This window comes from Robertmurraya sp. GLU-23 (assembly GCF_052983275.1).
Window position 1 is genome coordinate 139335 of sequence record NZ_JBRKCV010000011.1, and the last position, 19596, is coordinate 158930.

The window sequence follows — 19596 nt, forward strand, 5'->3', positions numbered from 1 at the left end:
AGGGGTTTTTTGTGGTAGAAAAGATTAGCAGTTACTCATTTATTCCACGAGCTTTTATAAACATATCCCTATTTCTACCGATATATAATAAAAGATTACTATAGGGGCTCATTATGGATAAAACATTGAATAGACAGTATGGAAAAATCAGCATTATTATCCTCCTTTTTATTGTCTCTGAGTTGATTGAGTTTTTTATTCCACACAATTCTTATGTATTTAAGGTTGCTCATTATATTTTCGTTGTGATGATTATCATTTTATTATTTTATTTAACAAAAAGAATCAATAGGCATACAACAGATTTAAACGAGACCAACCAACGGCTTAGTACCATTTTTGAAACATTGGACGTGGCGATTTGGTCCATGAATTTAAAAACTAATAAACTTCTGATCACTCCTGGAATTGAAAAGTTATACGGCTATCCTTTATCAGATTTTTACGAGAATACAGAGCTATGGAAGGAAACGATTCTAGAAGAGGATTCTCTTGTGCTTGAGGAAAGAAAGAAAAAAATAGAGAGAGGTGAAGCGGTCACTAGTGTGTACCGTATTCGCCGTCCAAATGGTGAGATTCGTTGGATTCAGGATAGAGGGATTCCTATACTAGATTCGTGCGGAACCTTAATCGATTTTACAAGTGTGTTATTTGATATTACGACTCTTAGAGAAAGTGAAGAACGTTACCGTAGTTTGGTGGAAATGTCACCGACTTTTATTGCAATTATCAAGAATGACAAGCTAGATTATTTAAATCTTGCAGGTTATCAGCTATTGGGTATTTCAGATGATCATCCGATAAGTAATGAATCGATTACAAAATTTATGAAGATCGAAACAATTAGAGATATAAATAATAGAATGTTACTAGATCAATATGAGAAAAATTTATTAAGTTATGAGACCGTTATAACCGACATACAGGGAAGGGAAATTTCAGTCGAACTTTCTGTATTACCTATCAATATTGAGGGACGACCTGTGTACCAAATCATTGGTAAGGACATTACGGAGAGGAAAAAAGCAGAAGAAACGATTCATCATATGGCTTATTATGATACGTTAACAGGGTTAGGTAATAGAAATAAACTAAAAGAACATTTAGTTCATGAAACTTCCTTTTCTACTACATTCGCTGTTTTGTTTCTTGATTTAGATAGATTTAAAGTAATTAATGATACGAAAGGCCATTCTACTGGGGATTTAATTTTACGAGAGGTTGCCAATCGGTTAAATACGATTATTGGAAAAAAAGGCTCCGTATTTAGGCATAGCGGCGATGAATTTATAGTGGTTTTTTCTTATCATGAAATACAAAAAATTGAGCAAATAGCAAATAGTATCCTTCGAAATCTTAATACTCCTTTTGAAATCAATGGAGAAGATTATTATTTAACGACTAGCATTGGAGTAAGTCGCTACCCTGAAGATGGTGAAGATCAGGAGACGCTAATAAAGCATGCAGATACAGCCATGTATTTGGCGAAGGAACATGGGAAAAATAATTTTCAATTTTATACTTCCCAGCTTGATGAAATAAAACTAAGGAAATTAGAGTTGGAAAATGGGTTAAGAAAAGCCATTGAGTTAAAGCAATTCTCGTTATTTTATCAACCTAAATTTCATTTGAAAAGTAAGGAAATTGTAGGTACCGAAGCGTTGTTGCGGTGGTTTCATCCAACCTTAGGTATGGTTTCTCCGATTGAATTTATCCCTCTAGCTGAAGAAACAGGTATCATAGTTGATATTGGAAAATGGGTTCTAAAAGAAGCTGTTAGACAAAATAAAAAGTGGCAAGATACAGGGCTAAAGCCAGTTTCGGTGGCTGTTAATATTTCGGTCAGGCAATTGTTAGAGGAAGATTTCATTGAATTCGTGGATAACACATTATCAGAGTATAGTCTAGAACCAAAGTATTTAGAGTTAGAAATTACCGAAACGATTATGCAAGACATTGAGAATTCTATTCGTGTCTTAAATCAATTAAAGAATGTAGGCATTACCATTGCTATTGATGACTTTGGTACGGGTTACTCCTCTCTAAGTTACTTAAAACATCTTCCAATTGATACAATTAAAATCGATAAATCCTTTTTAGATGATTTAGAAAAGGAAACGGGGACTAATTCTATCGTAAAAGCTATTATCGAAATGGGAAGAACTTTAAAATTTGATGTTATTGCAGAAGGAATCGAAACAGAATATCAAGCAAAGTATTTAATCAATAACTATTGCGTTCATGGGCAAGGGTATATTTTTAGTAAACCCGTAAGGTCAGAGGAAATTGAAGCCCTGCTAGTGTAAACTAATATTGCAGCCCTTGGCTGCAATATTTTTTTCTAGAGTGCATGACGAAAGGAGCAAAAGATTGAAAAAGCAAGGGATCATTTCACTAGGTGAGGCTTTTGTTGATTTTATCTCCCAAGATCAGACGAATACAAATTATCAGCGACTTTTAGGAGGAGCCACTGTTAATGTGGCGGTAGGAGTTCAAAGGTTAGGAATTCCTTCGTATTATTTGTGTAAGCTTGGGATGGATGAGACAAGTGTGTTTGTGCAAGAACAAATGAAAAAGGCACAAGTGAATCTATCTTATTGTACTTACGAGGCCACTAAAAAGATTTGCTCGGTATATGTTCATATAAATGATCAAGGGGATCGTTATTTCCATTCATACATAAATGAAACGCCTGATGACTGGATGACAGCAGAAGAACTCGACAAAGAGCTGTTCATTCAAAGTAAACTATTCTACTTTGGATCAGGCACCCTTTTCCATCCAGTAGCAAGAAAAACAACCAATCAAGCTCTCGCATTTGCTAGTGAAGGGGATTTGCTGGTAGCATTTGACACCAATATTCGTTTGAAACGCTGGGAAAGTGAAGAGCAATGCAGGGAAGTGATTCTCGCCTATGTAAAAAAGGCGGATATCGTAAAAATGGCAGAGGATGAATTATTGTTTTTAACAAAATCGGAGAAATTTGAGCAAGGACTAGAAAGAATATCAAACCTGAATATTCCTTTTCTTTTTATTACAAGAGGAAAGGACGGAGCTTTTGCGAGTTATAAAGGGATTCAGGTGAACGTTCCGGGTATCCAAGTTAAAGCGGTTGATACGACGGGTGCAGGTGATGCTTTTATGGCAGCTCTTTTATCTCGGATTCATGACAATGGAGTACCTGAAAACAAAGCTTTATTAGAGGAGTTTACAAGCTTTGCAAACCTAGCAGGTGCTAAGTCAGCAACCCAATTTGGATCACTATAGCATAAAAAACGCCAATATCCAGTTTCGATATTGGCGTTTGTATCTTATTTTTTACTGAGTCTATCAATTTCAACCTCTGGCTCTAACGAATTACTCACTTCTTCTACAATGATATCTTTGGTAACTGTGAAGGTAGCGGTGCCTTTAATATTTTCTGATGAAGCTCCAATCTTTACAGTATATTTACCTTTCTCTACAATCCATTGATTTTTGTCTTCATCAAAGGAGGCCAGATCCTTCGCATTCAAATCAAACTTTAATAGTTCAGTTTGATTTGGCTTTAATTCTTTTGTTTTTCCAAATGCCTTTAATTCAATTTCAGGTTTTTCAAGCTTTCCATCTGGAGCCGAAACATATACTTGAACCGCTTCTTTACCAGAGACTTTCCCTGTATTCTTTATATTAGCAAATACGGTAATTTGATCATTGAATTTACCTGCCTGATTCACTCGAATATTGCTGTAATCAAAGCTTGTATAAGACAATCCATATCCAAATTCATAGGCAGGTTTCACATCAAAGGTTGAGTAATAGCGATAACCAACATAAATGTCTTCTTCATAGACAACCTGAGTAGGGTTCTCTGCTGGTGTACCAGGGAAGTTTTCAGATGAAGGTACATCCTCATATTTTACAGGGAAGGTGGTTGCGAGCTTTCCAGAAGGATTCACCGCTCCAGTTAATACGTCGGCTACCGCATCTCCTGCTTCCTGTCCTGGTTGCCATGCTAGAAGGATGGAATCTACTTGATCTCTCCAACTTGCTATTTCAACAGGGCCACCAATATTCAGGACAACTGCCACTTTCTTTCCAGCATCATGATATGCTTTTGAGACGTTTTGAATCATCGCTTTTTCCGTATCTGTTAGAAGGTAATCACCTTTTACATTTTGACGATCCACACCTTCGCCAGAATTTCTTCCAATCACAATGACCCCAATATCTGATTCATCCTCGATTGTTTTAATCTGGTTCGTATCTAACACCATCTCAGGAATGACTGGTATTTCTTTTCCAAAGTCCTCACCCCATGGACTTGGCTTTATTTTGTATTGTTCCATTTGTCTTAACTCACTAATGTAGTTGCTATATTGATTCACAAGGTCTTCATGGAGTGAATATCCTGCATGTTTCAATCCGTCTACAATAGACACGGTATAGGCTGCGTTTACATCTCCACTACCTGTTCCACCTTTCACCGTTTCAATCTGTGCGGTACCAAATAACGCCACTTTGTTTTCTTTCTTAAGTGGTAGAGCCTCTTGATTCTTTAATAGAACCATTCCATCCGCCGCAGCTTGACGAGCAACTAGGGCATGAGCTTGGAGGTCTGGATTGTCAGAATGGTTATAGTTTTTAAAGCTAGGAGATTCTACGACGAAATTTAAGATATTCTTCACATTTCGATCCAATAACTTTTCGTCTAAGCTTCCGTTTTTAACCGCATTTGCGATTCGTTCTGTGCTTTGAGGGAAACCAGGCATAATCTGATCATTTCCTGCTCTCATTTGGGCAACCGGATCTGTTCCAGCAAACCAGTCAGTCATCACATAGCCATCGTAGCCCCAATCTCCTCTTAAGACTGTTGTCAGCAATTCTTCATTTTGAGATGCGGGTGTACCATTTAGCAGATTATAAGAACTCATGACCGCTTTCGGATGAGATTCCTTTACGGCAATCTCAAAGCCTTTCAAATATAATTCTCTTAGAGCTCTTTCAGAAACGATCGTATCAATGGTAAAACGATTGGTTTCCTGATTATTGGCTGCATAGTGTTTGATAGTAGCGCCAACACCATTAGACTGGACACCATTTACCAAAGCGGCAGTCATCTTACCTGAAATCAACGGATCCTCAGAAAAATATTCAAAGTTTCTTCCGGTTAATATGTTACGGTGAAGGTTTAGAGCAGGTGCTAGCAAGACATCGACACCATATTCCTTTACTTCATTCCCTTGAGCTTGCCCAACCTTATTCACCACATTAGTATCCCAGGTCGATGCCAACGAGGTAGCAATTGGAAAGGCAGTAGTATAATACGTTTTTGACTCTCCAGGACGAGTAGGGCTAATTCTCAACCCAGCCGGCCCATCTGCATAATACATAGCAGGAATTCCTAATCTTTCAATCGCAGGTGTTCCTCCGACCGCACCTTGAACAGGAAGTTTAGGGATCGTCATTCCAGGCATGCCCACACCAACTACGAGTTTTGCTTTTTCCTCTACTGTCATAGCGGCGATAACAGCATCAATGGAGGCTTTGTCTACTAATTGTGGCACTTCATTTTGGTTTATTTGTTCTGTCTTCGGAGCTCCTTGTTCTGCAGCAAATACGCCTGTTTGAAAACTTAATCCGGATAAAGCAATACCTGTTGCTAGTGCAATGGAAGTTAATTGTCTTCTTCGTTTCCTCATCTTTTTTAACATCTTTTATCCCCCATAAAATTAAGTTAAATATTTTTTTGGTAACGCTTCCACAAATAATTTTACCAATTGAAGTGTGAATTTTCAGAGATTTTAAAAAGGATTATTTTAGTATTACTAGTAATTTTTCAAGGCAAAAACTACTGAAAATAGCCATACGACAACATTCACTTTTAATCGACAGAGGCATCGTCTTATTTTTACCAGTAACTAAGAAAATATGGGGAGTTTTTTTAGAGTTTCAAGTAAATGAAAAATAAGCAGAGCACTACAGTAAAGGGTTCCGTTTTCGGGTACTTTCTTATTAAAATTCACGAGAAAGGACGTATGAATTGGCATACGTCTTTCCTATATTTATTAGCGTTTCTACAAAATCCTATTAACTTTGACGTGCAATTGACTCATTATTAAGACGGACAATAAGTATTGTACTTTTAAAAAGAGGGTCAAAACTTATGTCATTTACAGTGTCGTTTTGAGTACCGATTTTATTGATCTTGATAAGCGGTCGATAAAAAGTTGGTGTTTTCCACATCTGGGTTCAAGAGGGTCCGCACTTATCGGTTGGGGATCAGATTAAGCATTCGAGCTGATCAATAGACGGAGAAATTCCGCTTAATTAGAAATTCTTTTAAAAAAAGACTTAAATAGATGGAGAAATTCCGCCTATTGGCTCGAAAAATACGAAAATAGGAGATTTTGCTTTGCTTAAGCGGAAAAACTCCCCTTATTTACCCCTAAACGAGGCTCCATTCTGCAACTAGCCGGAAATTCTCCGCTTATTTTTACTTTTGCTAGTTACTTGATTAAGGACAAAACATCTTACTTTATAAAGGTGTGAGTGTAATCTAAAAATCCACGAAAAACTTCATTTTGATGCAATACGGTGAACCGTATCACAGGTAAGTGAACTTTTAAATAAATTTTGGTTTTTTATTCATAATAAAGAAACTCACCAATTATGATCTGCCTCGTAAATATTAGATACCATTCTGTCATTTCGTACGTATTTTAAGAAAAGCACTTCAAAACGGAACTCTTTAACAATACAGTGTCTGCCTATTTCTATTTAATTTTCTTTTACCTCTGATAAATTTACTTTCTCCGGCCGAATCCAAAAGGTCCCCGAAACTAAGAAAACCCCACTAACCAAAAACACAGACATAATTCCAACCGAGGCACCGATCACCCCAAATAAAAGAGGGGCAATCAGCTGTGATAAGCGATTCGTGGTTAGGCGTAGGCCGAGAACTTCTCCGGTCCTTGACTTAGGAGAAGCATTATACGTCGTTGTCATGGAGAGAGGTTGACCACAACCCAAGCCCAACCCCATAAGGGAGCTCAAAATGCCCATAAAAATCACATTCTCTGAAAAAGGCATTAGCAGAAAGGAGATTCCAGCAACAATGATAGAAGTAAGAAGAACCCTGTCTCTACCGATTACTTCAATTAATTTTGGTAGAAACACCCTTACAACAATCATCGCTAATCCTTGGACAGCTATAATGATTCCAATAGTAGAGTCAGACATATGGAAGCTTTTCGCATACAAAGGAAAATAGGCAACAAAAATATCTCTTGAGTACAATACTAGGGCACTTGAAAATAAGGCTTTTTGTAATAGTGGATTTTGTAATAGCTTAATAGAAGAAAGCATTCCATAATGATTAGCAGAACCTTGCCTTTTCATGACTGGCAGGAAAAAAGTAAAAATCACTGGTACGATTCCAATAAGAATGGAAAGAAGAAAAGAAAACGAATATGAAATATGCTCCGTAACAAATCCACCGATGATAGGCCCGATTAATGCACCGGTTGCAACTGCCATGCCAAGCATACTAAAGTAGTGGTCACGATTCTCCTTAGTTGCACTATTTCCAAGAACATTTTGTAAGGAAACAGGGATAAATACACTTCCAATTCCTACAAAAAACTGGCTCACAAACAAGGCCCACATGCTTGGGAAAGAAAATGGAATAGCCATCCCCACAATAATGGAAAACAACCCGATAAAAACAGGAATGCGATCTCCAAGTTTATCCGCTAATTTACCGGCTTGAATTGCAAAAATGAGCGGAAATAAGGCAAAGGCGGCCGTAAGGATACCTATTTCAAGAGGAGAAGCTCCAAGCTCTGAGGCATATAACGTGATGACAGGTCTTGTCATATTAATAATCGTCTGAAACCCTAATGTAATGATAAATACAATTCTTACAACCAACCCAATCACCTCAATCTGAAAAACGTCACTGTGGTCTAAGACATACTCTAAGTATACGGTTCATTTGACAGAGTAAAAATTAGGAAAATCCTATCAAGGATGATAATTAAAATGAATCCACTTTACTCCTGTCTTAAAAATGTGTACACAATCGTAAAAATAGCTCTCTATCGCTGAATGGTAGATAGGGAGTAAGATAATTTTATAGGAGACCGGTCCCTCTATAATTGAAAGCGCTTAAAAAAATTGAAAGGAAGTGCTGTGTTGAAAAAATCCCGTCTTTCTAGAATAGGGAGAAAATCACTGTCCGTATTGCTTGTTACTTCGCTAACCGCGAGTCTCGTTGGATTCAAAGCTCCAGAGAAAAAAGCAGAAGAGAAAATCATATTTAAAAATCAGGTTGGTGGTGTATTTGATGGAATGCCATTGTTTGATGGTGTCCCTGACCATCTAGATGAATATGTGGATGCTTATTTTGAATATACAGGTCTAGAAGGACCGGCCGTCTATGCAACTGGTTCAAGAAACCATTACACTTTACAGCGTGGAGCCAATAAAGGCAAGGTGATTCCTGGTGCTCTATCAGCTGCAGATAATGTTCAAGGTGTTTCAACGGATTTCCCTGCGTTGGTAGGAATGGGGCAAACTTGGAATAAAGAACTTCTTACGGATATTGGTAAAGTAGTAGGAAGTGAAAAAATTAGTACATTAAAAGTGAAGCAAGGGGAGTCGAATATACACGGTGGAACAGATCCTTCTGCGACTGTTGCCTTTACGGTTGTGAGCGATATGCGAATTAATCCGTTAAGCGGTCGATTTGACGAAGGGTTTTCTGAAGATGTTCACATGGCTTCTACGATGATTGATAATATGGCAGCAGGTCTTAGTGGGACAGATCAGGAAAAGAGTGAAGATGGATTTTGGATGCGTGCCGCTGTTGGGACGAAGCATTACTCCGTTTATAATGCACAATGGTTCCGTCAAACAGCTAATAATAGTGCTGGTGCAAGATCTATTTTCGAATATCAGACAAAAAGTCCTTTGAAAGCACTAAGCTCTGGTTCTGTTGCAGGGGTCATGACTTCATTTGGACGTACGAACGGAATTCCGAATATTCTTTCACCTTACCAAATTCATGCGAATAATCATTCTAAATACGGTGTTTACAGCTCTCCAGATTTTAATGGAGATGCCCACGTTTTTGGAGCAAATGCGCAAGGCAATGGTTATGATACGCAATATGCAACGGATCGAACGACTGCAACCATCTTAATGATTTTAGCTGATGCGAACGCCGGACGTCCTGGACCAAATCCTCAAAATGCATTAGACGATGTGGCAGCTGTAGTTGACGCAGTTGAAGCAGGGAAATACGGTGTGACAAAAGAGGATTTAATTGATGCAGCTCGTCCGCATGTGAATCAAATGGTTCGAGTGGGTATATTTAATGAAGTAGATGAGAACGGAATTCCTAAGAACTATCCGTTTGCTCAAGAGGCGAAAGATGTTAGGGAAAAACTAGCTACATATAGTGATCCTGAACATCAAGATGTTGCATTAAGGGCTGCTCAAGAAAGTATCGTCCTTCTAAAGAATGATGGGGCACTCCCATTAGAGAAAAATAAGAAGGCGTCCGTTTCTGGAGTGTATGCAGATTCAAGGTTTAAAACCACATACTCAGCAAGAACGACACCGAATATAGACAACTCTGGAATCTCACCACTATTAGCCATTATCAAGGCGAATGGTTCCAATAATGTTTCCTACGACCCGGCGATAGAAGTGGTTGCATTAAAATCAAAGCTGAATAATCAAACGGTTACAGCGGATGAAAATGCAGCAGATGTAACAAAGGGTTCTCAGCTTGTAACTACAACTGAACCATTAGATGTGAATAACCCTGCGCATTTATTTGAAGTGTATGATTGGGGACAAAAAGGGTATAGCTTACGTTCAGTATTAAACGGAAAATGGGTGACATCACCTACTGCTGCTAATGCATCTGTTGAAAATTCAAATGCAACGGCATTAAACTTAACCAATAATGACTGGGATCTTGCCCAAATGTTAGGAAATACAAGTGCGATTCCACCAACCATCCGAGTGGAGGAAAATGCAGATCAGACGGTTTCCCTTGTGGCGAGTGGATACAGAACTGGATTCTCAGGTGATTTCACGAATTGGTATTATTCCAACGGACGAGTGATTACCACTGGATCTGATGGAAAATTGAAGACTGCGGCATCAACGATTGGAAATGCTGAAAATGTAACCAATCGAAATGATGATGTGAAATTTGAACAAACAGTCGTAAAAGAAGTAGGAGTTGAAGCGGTCAATCGTGCGAAAACGGATGACTATGCTGTTGTATTTGTAGGAGCTATTCCACGTCATAGTGCGGGGGAAGGCAATGATCGCTCTGACTTAAATATGGGAGAGGCAGATTACGAATTGGTTGAAAAAGTATCGGCTGCTTTCGCTGCGGAAGGGAAAAAGACAGTTGTGGTTGTAAAATCTAGCTTCCCGGTCGGAATGGAGCCAATTCAAAATAACCCGAACGTTTCAGCCATTGTTTATCAACCATATGGAGGTCAGTACGATTCACATGCATTAGCTCAAGTATTATATGGGGACTATGCTCCAACGGGACGACTTTCTTCAACATGGTATGCAGATATGTCTACATTCCCAGAAATCAGTAAGTATTCTATTCCTGAAGGAAATACAACTATTGCATTGGATGACATTGATCCAAGATTTACGTTGGATATGACAAATGCCGATCCAATTGAACAAGAATTAACCTACATGTATACAAAGGCTCCTGTCACATACCCATTTGGTTACGGCCTATCTTATAGTAACTTTACGTATAGTGACTTTAAAGCACCAAAGATGGCTTCTGAGGGTTCTCCTTTTGAAGTAACAGTTCAAGTGAAGAATGAAGGAACGGTAAATACTTCTGAAGTCGTTCAGCTATACGGAAAAAATAATAAATCTGCTTATGGGGAATATGCCCCTCAAAAGCAACTCGTGGCTTTTGAGAAGGTATCCTTACAAGCTGGTGAGACAAAGAAAGTTACACTCAAGGTCGATCCAAAAGATTTAGCTGTTTGGGATGTAAATGCCGGGGATTTCCTTGTAGAGGAAGGAAACTATGTATTGATGATAGGATCTTCTTCTGAAGATGTTAAAGCAGAAAGTACCATTGCCATTGATGGAGAGTCACTTGCGGCTTTACCAACCAATAAGCCATTTAATGTGTTCGACCACTCTTTTGCATCAAATGAAGTTGTTTATCATGAAGTCTCCAAAGCAAGAACAGCCGAAAGTTTAAAAGCAGAAAAGGTTGTTGGAGAATATCATGCTGTTCGATCGAAACAAAATGGTTCATGGGTAGCTCTACCAAAAGTAGTACTAACAGGTTCAAAACAAGTAACGGCTAGTCTTGCTTCCAATGTGACAGGAGGAAAAATTACTTTGCATTCAGGTTCTGTTACTAGCGAACCTTTTGCTGAAATTGAAGTACCGAAAACAGAAAAGAACACATACACCATCGAGAATGCAGGGGTGACCGTAAACGAGTTGGGATATACAGATGTGACTGTTGATCTAGAAGGAAAATTGCCGAAGGGTCAAAACACGGTATATGTCGTATTCCATTCACCAGATCTTCGAATTGATAGTTTATCTTTTGAAGGTGGTAAACCCAAAAAGAAATAAATCACAAGAAGGGATCACAACCAGTCGATTAGACGGTTGTGGTCTTTTTTTAGTATGACCTAAAAAAAGCAGACATCAACCAAAAAGATAGCGTTTTCAAAATATTGAAAAACTTAGTAAAATGAAAGTACTTAAAAAGTGAATTTTATCTCCTTCTGTTCTTCTTCAATAAACAATCTAGTAGATGTCCTCCAACGTAAACTTGACTATCTAGAAATCTATTTAACCCGTATATATTCAATCTCTGTAAATATTTAATGGATAAGGAGTTGAAGAATGTAATGGTTAAGGCTTCCATTTTTGAACTTGAGTGTAAGGCATTGACAGAAAAGGAACTTACTCAAAGAAAACAGTCACTTTTACTTAGTCTCCGCATGCTTGATCGTGAAGCGTTTCTACAAAAAATAGAGGAATTTAATTGTTCCATGATAGAGCGGAAATTAGACCCAGAAGTAGTAAAAGGGAAGATGCTAAGACTTATTTACCTAAGTATGGAAGTAGCTAAAGAAAGTCTTTGGAATAAAGGATATTTGCCACATCAGGAAGTTGCCAATCTACACTCCACGATAGAGCTATGCTATTGGTTTCAACAGCAGATGCATCAAATTTTTCAATGGGTAAAGAACAACCAGATTAAGCCTAAACATATCGCCATTGAGCGTGCCCTTCGTTTTATTCATTTGAATTACGAGACAGAACTTAGCCTTCAAGAAGTGGCTGAGCATTCTAACATGAGTAGCACTTATTTTAGTGTGTTATTTAAGGAACAAATGGGAGAGTCCTACATAAAGTACGTCACAAAATTGAGGATTGAACAGGCAAAGAAATTGCTAAAGAATGGAGCAAAAGTAAACGAAGTTAGTGAAAAAGTGGGTTATTATAATTATCGCCACTTCTCTGTGTTATTTAAAAAACATGTTGGAATGACACCCGGCAAGTATCGAGATAGACAATCACAAGCCTAGTAACTAGATAAATAGAGCTGATCAATAGTAACAGCTCTAAAAAAATATTATTCATTAACCATTTTTTGTTGTTTATGCAAATTGTGTTTCGTACCCCAATCATGCATGGCTCTTAATATGGGCTCTAAGCTTTTCCCATAATCCGTTATGGAGTACTCCACCTTTGGCGGAACCTGTGGATAAACGACACGTTGCACAATGTCTTCCTCTTCTAAATCCCGTAACTGATTAGTTAGCATCTTCTGGGTGATTCCAGGCATATTTCTCTTTAACTCGCTAAATCGTTGAGTTCCTTTTGTTAAAAGATGTAATAAGATAATGGGTTTCCATTTCCCCGTTAAAATTCCTAAAGCATCGTCGACACGACATAATTCAGGCTTTATTTCCAATCTCAATTCCTCCTTTAGATAAAAATTAACTGGCTATGTGAAGGTGATTGCTAAAGTGATAGTATACATTTTGATACTATACCACTTTTAAGTGCGTACTTAACAATCATTTGACTCTGATTATAATAATTATAGTTAGGTAATTAGTTTTACTAGCCTGGCAGAGAAGTCAATAAAGGAGAGAATGTAAATGAATGTTTTAGTAGTAAAAGCAAATAACCGCCCTGCTTCTGAGGCGATTTCTAGTAAGATGTACGAAACGTTTATGGCGGAGTTAGAAGGGAAAGACGTAAACGTTACTACTTATGATGTGTTTGAAGAGGATACACCATATTTTGGTCAGGACCTTTTTGATGCATTTGGTAAGGTTCAAAATGGTGGAGAACTAACTGACGTTGAATCACGTTTGTTAGCTGCAAAACAAAAAGCAATGGACGCACTTTCAAGCGCAGATGTTGTTGTGTTTGCGTTTCCGTTATGGAATTTAACGATCCCTGCAAAATTACAAACGTTTATTGATTATGTATACGCAGCAGGCTTCGCATTTAAATATGATGCTTCTGGTAACCTAGTAAGCTTAATGCCAGAAAAGAAAGCGATTTTCCTAAATGCACGCGGAGGGGTTTATTCAGCGCCTGAAGCAGCACCGATGGAAATGGCTGTGAACTATATGCGTAATGTTTTTGGTGGAGTGTTCGGAATGCAAATCATTGATGAAGTTGTAATTGAAGGACATAATGCGATGCCAAATAAAGCACAAGAAATTATTGCTGCAGGTTTAGAAGAAGTAAAAGCATCTGCACGCCGTGTAGTTGAGTTAGCTGTAAAAGCATAAATAGATTAAGTAAGGCCCTTGCGATAAAACGCAAGGGTTTTTTAATATCTTAAAAATATGAAAAACCTACTATATCTTTTAGAGAATTATGTCAAATTACAACAAAGAATATTAATTCTTTGTTGAGAAAAAATACTTTTGTCTCTTTAGGAACGACAAAGTTGGTTTTTCACTTTGTTGATAGTGTTAACTTTGTAAGTTAACATGTGAAGGTACTAATTTTAGAAGGAGATCGAATATGGCACAATCAAAAATAAAAGTAGCTGTACAAAAGTTTGGTAATTTCCTAAGTTCTATGGTCATGCCAAATATATCAGCATTTATTGCTTGGGGATTAATTACTGCTTTATTTATTCCCACTGGCTTTTTCCCAAATGAAAACCTTGCCAAAATGGTTACCCCAATGGTTACCTATTTACTACCTATTATAATTGGGTATACAGGTGGAAAACTTGTTCATCAAGAACGTGGAGCGGTTGTTGGTGCAATTGCAACGATGGGTGTGATTGCAGGAGCAGACATACCAATGTTTCTTGGTGCGATGATCATTGGTCCGTTAGGTGGCTTTGTTATTAAGAAATTTGACCAGTTAATTGAAGGAAAAGTTAAAGCTGGTTTTGAAATGCTAGTAAACAATTTTTCTGCGGGTATTCTAGGGGCGATCCTTGCCATTCTAGCCTTTTTAGGCGTTGGGCCTGCAGTCGATGTGTTTACTGGATGGCTTGTATCAGGAGTTGACTGGTTGGTTGGAACAGGACTGCTTCCATTAACGAGTATTCTCATTGAACCAGCAAAAGTATTGTTCTTAAATAATGCGATTAATCACGGAGTTTTATCACCAATTGGTGTGGAACAAGTAAAACAAACGGGACAATCCATTCTGTTCCTTCTTGAAGCAAATCCAGGTCCTGGAATCGGTGTCCTACTTGCGTATATGTTTTTTGGAAAAGGAACAGCAAAGAAATCAGCACCCGGTGCAGGAATCATTCACTTTTTCGGTGGTATTCATGAGATTTATTTCCCATATATCTTAATGCGCCCCATGTTATTTTTTGCTGTGATCCTAGGTGGAATGAGTGGAGTATTTACATTGGTTCTATTAGGCGGTGGATTATTTGCTCCATCCTCACCAGGTAGTATTCTTGCGATTACAGCGGTTACCCCACATCATGCAAGTGCATATATGGCAAACTTTGCTGGTGTAATCGTGGCTGCAGTCGTGTCATTTATTGTTTCTTCCTTTATTTTGAAAACGGGGAAGCAGGGTGAAGATGACCTTGAAGCAGCCGCTCAAAAAATGCAAGAACTGAAAGGGAAGAAAAGCTCTGTATCAAATGTGCTTACAGATCAAGGCGCTATCCCTGACAATGTTACAAAAATTATCTTTGCATGTGATGCTGGAATGGGTTCAAGTGCTATGGGAGCATCGTTGTTACGCAAAAAAGTAAAAGAAGCGGGAATGGATATCGGGGTTACCAATATGGCTATTAGTAATCTTCCAGCTGACGCTCAAATTGTTATTACACAGGAGGAGCTAACTCCTAGAGCAATAAACAAAGTTCCGAATGCTTATCATATTTCTGTTGATAATTTCTTATCTAGTCCTGAATATGACAAGCTAATTAGCGAGCTGAAATTTCCGGCAAGCTCAACTCTTCATGACTTAGTAGATGAGGCAGAAGAGAATGGCACGGATAACACGGAACAAGAAGTGTCACATAGCGATGATTTACTTCGTCCTGAAAATGTCTTTATCAATCAGGAGTTTGCAAATAAGGAAGAAGCCATTCGCTTTGCCGGTCAGGCATTGAAGAATGCTGGTTACGTCGATGAAAGCTATATCGAAGCAATGATTGAGAGAGATAACATGACTTCTACGTATATGGGAAATGATGTTGCGATCCCTCATGGAACAGAAGAAGCGAAGAAGGCTGTTATTAAATCCGGATTTACTGTCCTCCAGGTTCCGAATGGCGTGGATTTTGATGGACAGAAAGTACGTTTAATCTTCGGTATTGCTGGAAAAGACGGTACACATCTTGAAATCCTTTCTGGAATCGCAGTTACTTGCTCCGATATGGAAAATATCGAAAAAATGGCTCAAGCAAAAACAGCTCAAGAGATTATCGAAATTATTGGTAAAAAGTAAATAAGAAATAAAAAATAGAAAAGCGTATCTTTGCGCTTTTCTATTTTCTAGTTATTTCACTCAGGAACGAGTTGATACCGTGGATATAACCTCAAGGGAAAAAGCTATCATTGAACTGATTATTAAAACTTCTGGAAAACATACCGTTCTTTCAATTGCCTCTTCACTAAATGTAAGTACCAGGACTATACAACGTGATTTAAAGGCAACTGAAAGGATCATGGAGAAGTTTGGACTAAGTCTAACACGCAACATGGATCAAGGTCTTTCTATTGAGGGGAAGAACGAACAGATATATCGGTTAATTCAGCATTTGGCAGGGAGTACACCAATTGATCAAACTCCTCTCGAAAAAAAGCTTCGATTACTTTTAGCTGTATATGAAGAAGAGCTTTTTAAAATTCAAACTTTAGCCACTCATCTTGGAGTCAGTTCAGCAACATTAGCCATATATCTTGACGAAATGGCGGAATGGCTAGAGATGTTTCAATTACAGTTAACAAGAAAAAGAGGAGTAGGAGTAGAACTGCACGGTACAGAGGCTAACAAACGAAGAGCTCTTGTCCATTTTTTTCTACAGTATTTTCACGATGAGTTTATAGAAAAACTATTTATTTTGGAAAAGAGAAGTCCATCTGAGGAAAAGATTCTTCATTATTTTCATCATGATGAGTTTTTAGAAGTACTTACCTTAGTCAATGCTACCTTTCATAAAACCCAAACCCGAGTAACAGATCGAGCATACTTGGAAGTGGTTTTACATATTTATATCACTCTAATGAGAACAGATGCACACTTTTTGTTGGAAGAGGATGTGATCTTACAAGAAAAAGAGGTTGCGATCGAATATGATCTGATGTTAGTGATTAGTCGTGAGTTAGAACGAAAACTTGATATGAGTCTTACTAAAAAAGATATCCATTTTTTAGCATTGATTCTAAAAGGTATAAAGCTACAAGGTGCTGAGGCTGAACCCGAAAACATATTACTTGCTCAGCTCATTAAAAACGTGATTCGCTCTGTTTCTAATCAGCTTCAGGTAAATTTAACGGATGACTTCTCCTTATTTCAAGGGTTGCTTGCCCATATGGAGCCAGCGCTTTTTCGTATCGAACAAAAAATGGAGTCGTTTAATCCACTAAAAGAAGAAATTAAACGGAAGTATCCGGTTTTATTTATGGCAGTAAATAATAGTGTAAAAGAAGAATTTAAATACATTGACCATTTTCCAGAAGACGAAATTGCTTTTATGGTGTTACACTTCGGTTCCGCATTATTAATGCAGGAAGAGCATTTGACAATTAAAGCCCTGGTGATTTGCCCTACCGGAATCGGGACTTCAAAGATGTTGGCTAGTAGAATCAAAAAAGAAATAGCAGAAATTGATTCAGTTGATATTAAGTCGATTAAAGAAATATCGGAACATGTGAATTTACAAGCATATGACGTGATTATTTCTACTGTAAGATTGCCTTTCATCCATAAAGAATACATTTTAGTGAACCCGTTATTGAGTACAGAGAACATTGATACGATTAAAAGCTTTATACAGAATAATATTGAAGCCATAGCAAAGGGTGAAAAATACAAAAAGATCGAACGCCATTCTGTACCTTCATCTGTTGTTAAAAAAAACATCGATTTGCATGACATGCTAGAGGACATTAAGAGTATTCATCAGAGTATAGAGTCCATCATGCAAAATTACCGATTTTACAGGATGAAGCATTCGGAAAGCCAGGAATTGATCCTTAATAAGATGTTGGAGATTGCCGAGAAAGAGAATCTAGTGACTGATTCTGGGGGCATTCTAAATTCGTTAAAAGAGAGGGAAAAAAGAGGCGGTCTCGGGATTCCTCAGACCAATTTAGCCTTATTTCATGCAAGAAATAAGCATGTACGTGAGCTGATCTTCCAAATTGCCCATCTGCCTAATCCTTGTCTGGTTAGGGGAATGGATGGAAACCTGGTTATGATGAAGAACCTCTTGCTCATGCTGGCCCCATTAGAGTTAAGTAACAGACAGCAGGAGATTATTAGCTTAATTAGTACAAATATTATTGAGACCGATGAAGCTATTTTGATTTTTTCATCGGCAAATGAAGAGCTAATTTATAAGAGGTTAGAGTCTATTTTTTCGGATTATCTACAGTCGAATTTAAAAATAAATGATAGAGGGATGATGTAATGAAACTAGCAGTACATTTTGGAGCAGGTAATATCGGGAGAGGATTTATTGGAGCCCTTTTTTCTCAGTCAGGATACCATGTTACTTTCATAGATATTGCCGAACCAATTATTAATCAATTAAATGAAGAAAAACAATATAAAGTAAAGCTTGCAACAGATGCACAAGAGAGTATTCTTATTGAGAATGTTTCAGGATTGAATAATCTAACACAGGAAAATGAAGTAATAGAAACAATCAAGAAGGCAGCCTTTTTAACGACGGCTATTGGACCTAACATCCTCCCGAGAATCGCACCATTAATCGCAAAGGGATTGGCTGCTAGGGTAGAAGAAAATAATGACAAGCTGTATGTAATTGCCTGTGAAAATCAAATTTCCGCTACCGATCTTTTAAGAGGCTATATCTTTGAGCATCTTGATGATCAAATGCAAGAAAAGGTACTTGCTCATGTAGAATTCTTAAATTCAGCTGTGGACCGGATTGTACCGATTCAAAATAATCAAGGTTCTCTAGATGTGCTTGTTGAACCTTACCATGAATGGGTGGTAGAAACGAAAGAAGAAATTCCTCCTATTGAAGGAATGATTATCGTTCCTGAATTAGCTCCATTTATTGAAAGAAAGTTGTTTACGGTTAACACAGGACATGCCGTGATTGCTTATTTCGGTTATCTTGCCAACAAAGAAACGATTGACCAAACTCTAGCGGATATGGATATCTACAATCAGGTGAAGGCCACACTTGGTGAGACGGGTGCTTATTTAATCAAACAGTACCATCTAGATCCGGGAGAACATCAAAAATATATTGAGAAAATCATTAAACGTTTTGAAAATGCTCATCTACATGACGGTGTGACAAGAGTAGGTCGTTCCCCGTTAAGAAAGCTTGGGCCAGAGGATCGACTCGTACGTCCAGCCCAACAGGCTCAAAAAGTGGGCCTTTCTTACGATAATTTAGCAAAGGCTATTGCTGCAGCCTTACTTTTTGATTACAAAGAAGATGAAGATGCAGTAAAGCTTCAGTCAATGATTAACAAACATGGAGTGTCGTATGTGCTTCAACAAGTATGTGGTCTTGAGGACTCAAGCCAACTTGCTAAAGAGATTATTAGACACTATGAAGGATTGAAGGGGTAAATTCTTTCTAAATTAAGGTTGTCGGATGGTTACCGTCAACCTTTTTTTTATAATGTTGGTAATAGCTTAATTAGGGTTTAATGTGATAAAATTTGTGAAAAGGTTTCTAAACATAGTTCAATTAATAGTCGATTTTAAAGGAAATATACCATCGATAATGGCAAACTTATTGAAAAATAAGGACGCAAAGCTACGGGTCTAAAGCTAAGTACAGTAATGATCGCCGGGTTACCGAAAGGGTTGGATTAATAAAATGGTAGGATTATTCCCTATTTTTATTAAAGCTCACCAATC

General features: G+C 37.8%; 11 protein-coding genes and 1 riboswitch. Of the genes, 8 read left to right on the forward strand and 3 right to left on the reverse strand.

The window, feature by feature from the left end:
* Positions 1 to 113 precede the first annotated feature (113 nt).
* The gene (locus ACVBAX_RS17120; RefSeq protein ID WP_447118099.1) at positions 114 to 2306 is read left to right on the forward strand and encodes a sensor domain-containing protein; all 2193 of its coding nucleotides are present in this window, start codon (positions 114 to 116) and stop codon (positions 2304 to 2306) included.
* Between the two features lie 64 nt (positions 2307 to 2370).
* On the forward strand, positions 2371 to 3267 hold the full coding sequence (locus ACVBAX_RS17125; protein WP_447118100.1) for a carbohydrate kinase family protein: 897 nt from the start codon (positions 2371 to 2373) through the stop codon (positions 3265 to 3267).
* 44 nt (positions 3268 to 3311) lie between these two features.
* Here the strand turns inward: ACVBAX_RS17125 and ACVBAX_RS17130 are convergent, their stop codons facing one another.
* Entirely contained in the window at positions 3312 to 5693 is a 2382-nt protein-coding gene (locus tag ACVBAX_RS17130; protein ID WP_447118101.1) for a beta-glucosidase, read from the reverse strand.
* Between the two features lie 1066 nt (positions 5694 to 6759).
* The gene (locus ACVBAX_RS17135; protein WP_447118102.1) at positions 6760 to 7920 is read right to left on the reverse strand and encodes an MFS transporter; all 1161 of its coding nucleotides are present in this window, start codon (positions 7918 to 7920) and stop codon (positions 6760 to 6762) included.
* Between the two features lie 255 nt (positions 7921 to 8175).
* Here ACVBAX_RS17135 and ACVBAX_RS17140 point away from each other — a divergent pair, with 255 nt between their 5' ends.
* Together ACVBAX_RS17140 and ACVBAX_RS17145 are read left to right on the forward strand one after the other, a co-directional pair.
* A complete protein-coding gene (locus ACVBAX_RS17140; RefSeq protein WP_447118103.1) occupies positions 8176 to 11634 on the forward strand; it encodes a glycoside hydrolase family 3 C-terminal domain-containing protein in 3459 nt (1152 codons plus the stop codon).
* 281 nt (positions 11635 to 11915) lie between these two features.
* The gene (locus tag ACVBAX_RS17145; protein WP_447118104.1) at positions 11916 to 12599 is read left to right on the forward strand and encodes a helix-turn-helix domain-containing protein; all 684 of its coding nucleotides are present in this window, start codon (positions 11916 to 11918) and stop codon (positions 12597 to 12599) included.
* Between the two features lie 47 nt (positions 12600 to 12646).
* Here ACVBAX_RS17145 and ACVBAX_RS17150 read toward each other — a convergent pair whose 3' ends face one another.
* The gene (locus ACVBAX_RS17150) at positions 12647 to 12988 is read right to left on the reverse strand and encodes a winged helix-turn-helix transcriptional regulator (RefSeq protein ID WP_430777056.1); all 342 of its coding nucleotides are present in this window, start codon (positions 12986 to 12988) and stop codon (positions 12647 to 12649) included.
* A gap of 190 nt (positions 12989 to 13178) precedes the next feature.
* On the opposite strand from ACVBAX_RS17150, the gene ACVBAX_RS17155 reads away from it, so the two are divergent.
* From ACVBAX_RS17155 to ACVBAX_RS17170, 4 genes are all read left to right on the forward strand, one after another.
* A complete protein-coding gene (locus ACVBAX_RS17155; protein ID WP_447118105.1) occupies positions 13179 to 13823 on the forward strand; it encodes an FMN-dependent NADH-azoreductase in 645 nt (214 codons plus the stop codon).
* A 238-nt stretch (positions 13824 to 14061) separates the two neighbouring features.
* A complete protein-coding gene (locus tag ACVBAX_RS17160; RefSeq protein WP_447118106.1) occupies positions 14062 to 15972 on the forward strand; it encodes a PTS mannitol transporter subunit IICBA in 1911 nt (636 codons plus the stop codon).
* A 79-nt stretch (positions 15973 to 16051) separates the two neighbouring features.
* The gene (locus tag ACVBAX_RS17165; protein WP_447118107.1) at positions 16052 to 18160 is read left to right on the forward strand and encodes a BglG family transcription antiterminator; all 2109 of its coding nucleotides are present in this window, start codon (positions 16052 to 16054) and stop codon (positions 18158 to 18160) included.
* Positions 18160 to 19302 (forward strand): mannitol-1-phosphate 5-dehydrogenase, encoded by a 1143-nt coding sequence (locus tag ACVBAX_RS17170; protein WP_447118108.1) that lies wholly within the window; start codon positions 18160 to 18162, stop codon positions 19300 to 19302. The genes ACVBAX_RS17165 and ACVBAX_RS17170 overlap by 1 nt, the downstream gene beginning before the upstream one ends.
* A 149-nt stretch (positions 19303 to 19451) precedes the next feature.
* Positions 19452 to 19538: riboswitch (cyclic di-GMP riboswitch) on the forward strand.
* Positions 19539 to 19596: the final 58 nt, after the last annotated feature.

What these genes read in the sequence shown, in the direction of transcription:
- ACVBAX_RS17155 (WP_447118105.1), top strand. Translation starts at nt 13,179, where the DNA reads ATGAATGTTTTAGTAGTAAAAGCAAATAACCGCCCTGCTTCTGAGGCG.
- ACVBAX_RS17145 (WP_447118104.1), top strand. Translation starts at nt 11,916, where the DNA reads ATGGTTAAGGCTTCCATTTTTGAACTTGAGTGTAAGGCATTGACAGAA.
- ACVBAX_RS17120 (WP_447118099.1), top strand. Translation starts at nt 114, where the DNA reads ATGGATAAAACATTGAATAGACAGTATGGAAAAATCAGCATTATTATC.
- ACVBAX_RS17160 (WP_447118106.1), top strand. Translation starts at nt 14,062, where the DNA reads ATGGCACAATCAAAAATAAAAGTAGCTGTACAAAAGTTTGGTAATTTC.
- ACVBAX_RS17130 (WP_447118101.1), bottom strand. Translation starts at nt 5,693, where the DNA reads ATGTTAAAAAAGATGAGGAAACGAAGAAGACAATTAACTTCCATTGCA.
- ACVBAX_RS17170 (WP_447118108.1), top strand. Translation starts at nt 18,160, where the DNA reads ATGAAACTAGCAGTACATTTTGGAGCAGGTAATATCGGGAGAGGATTT.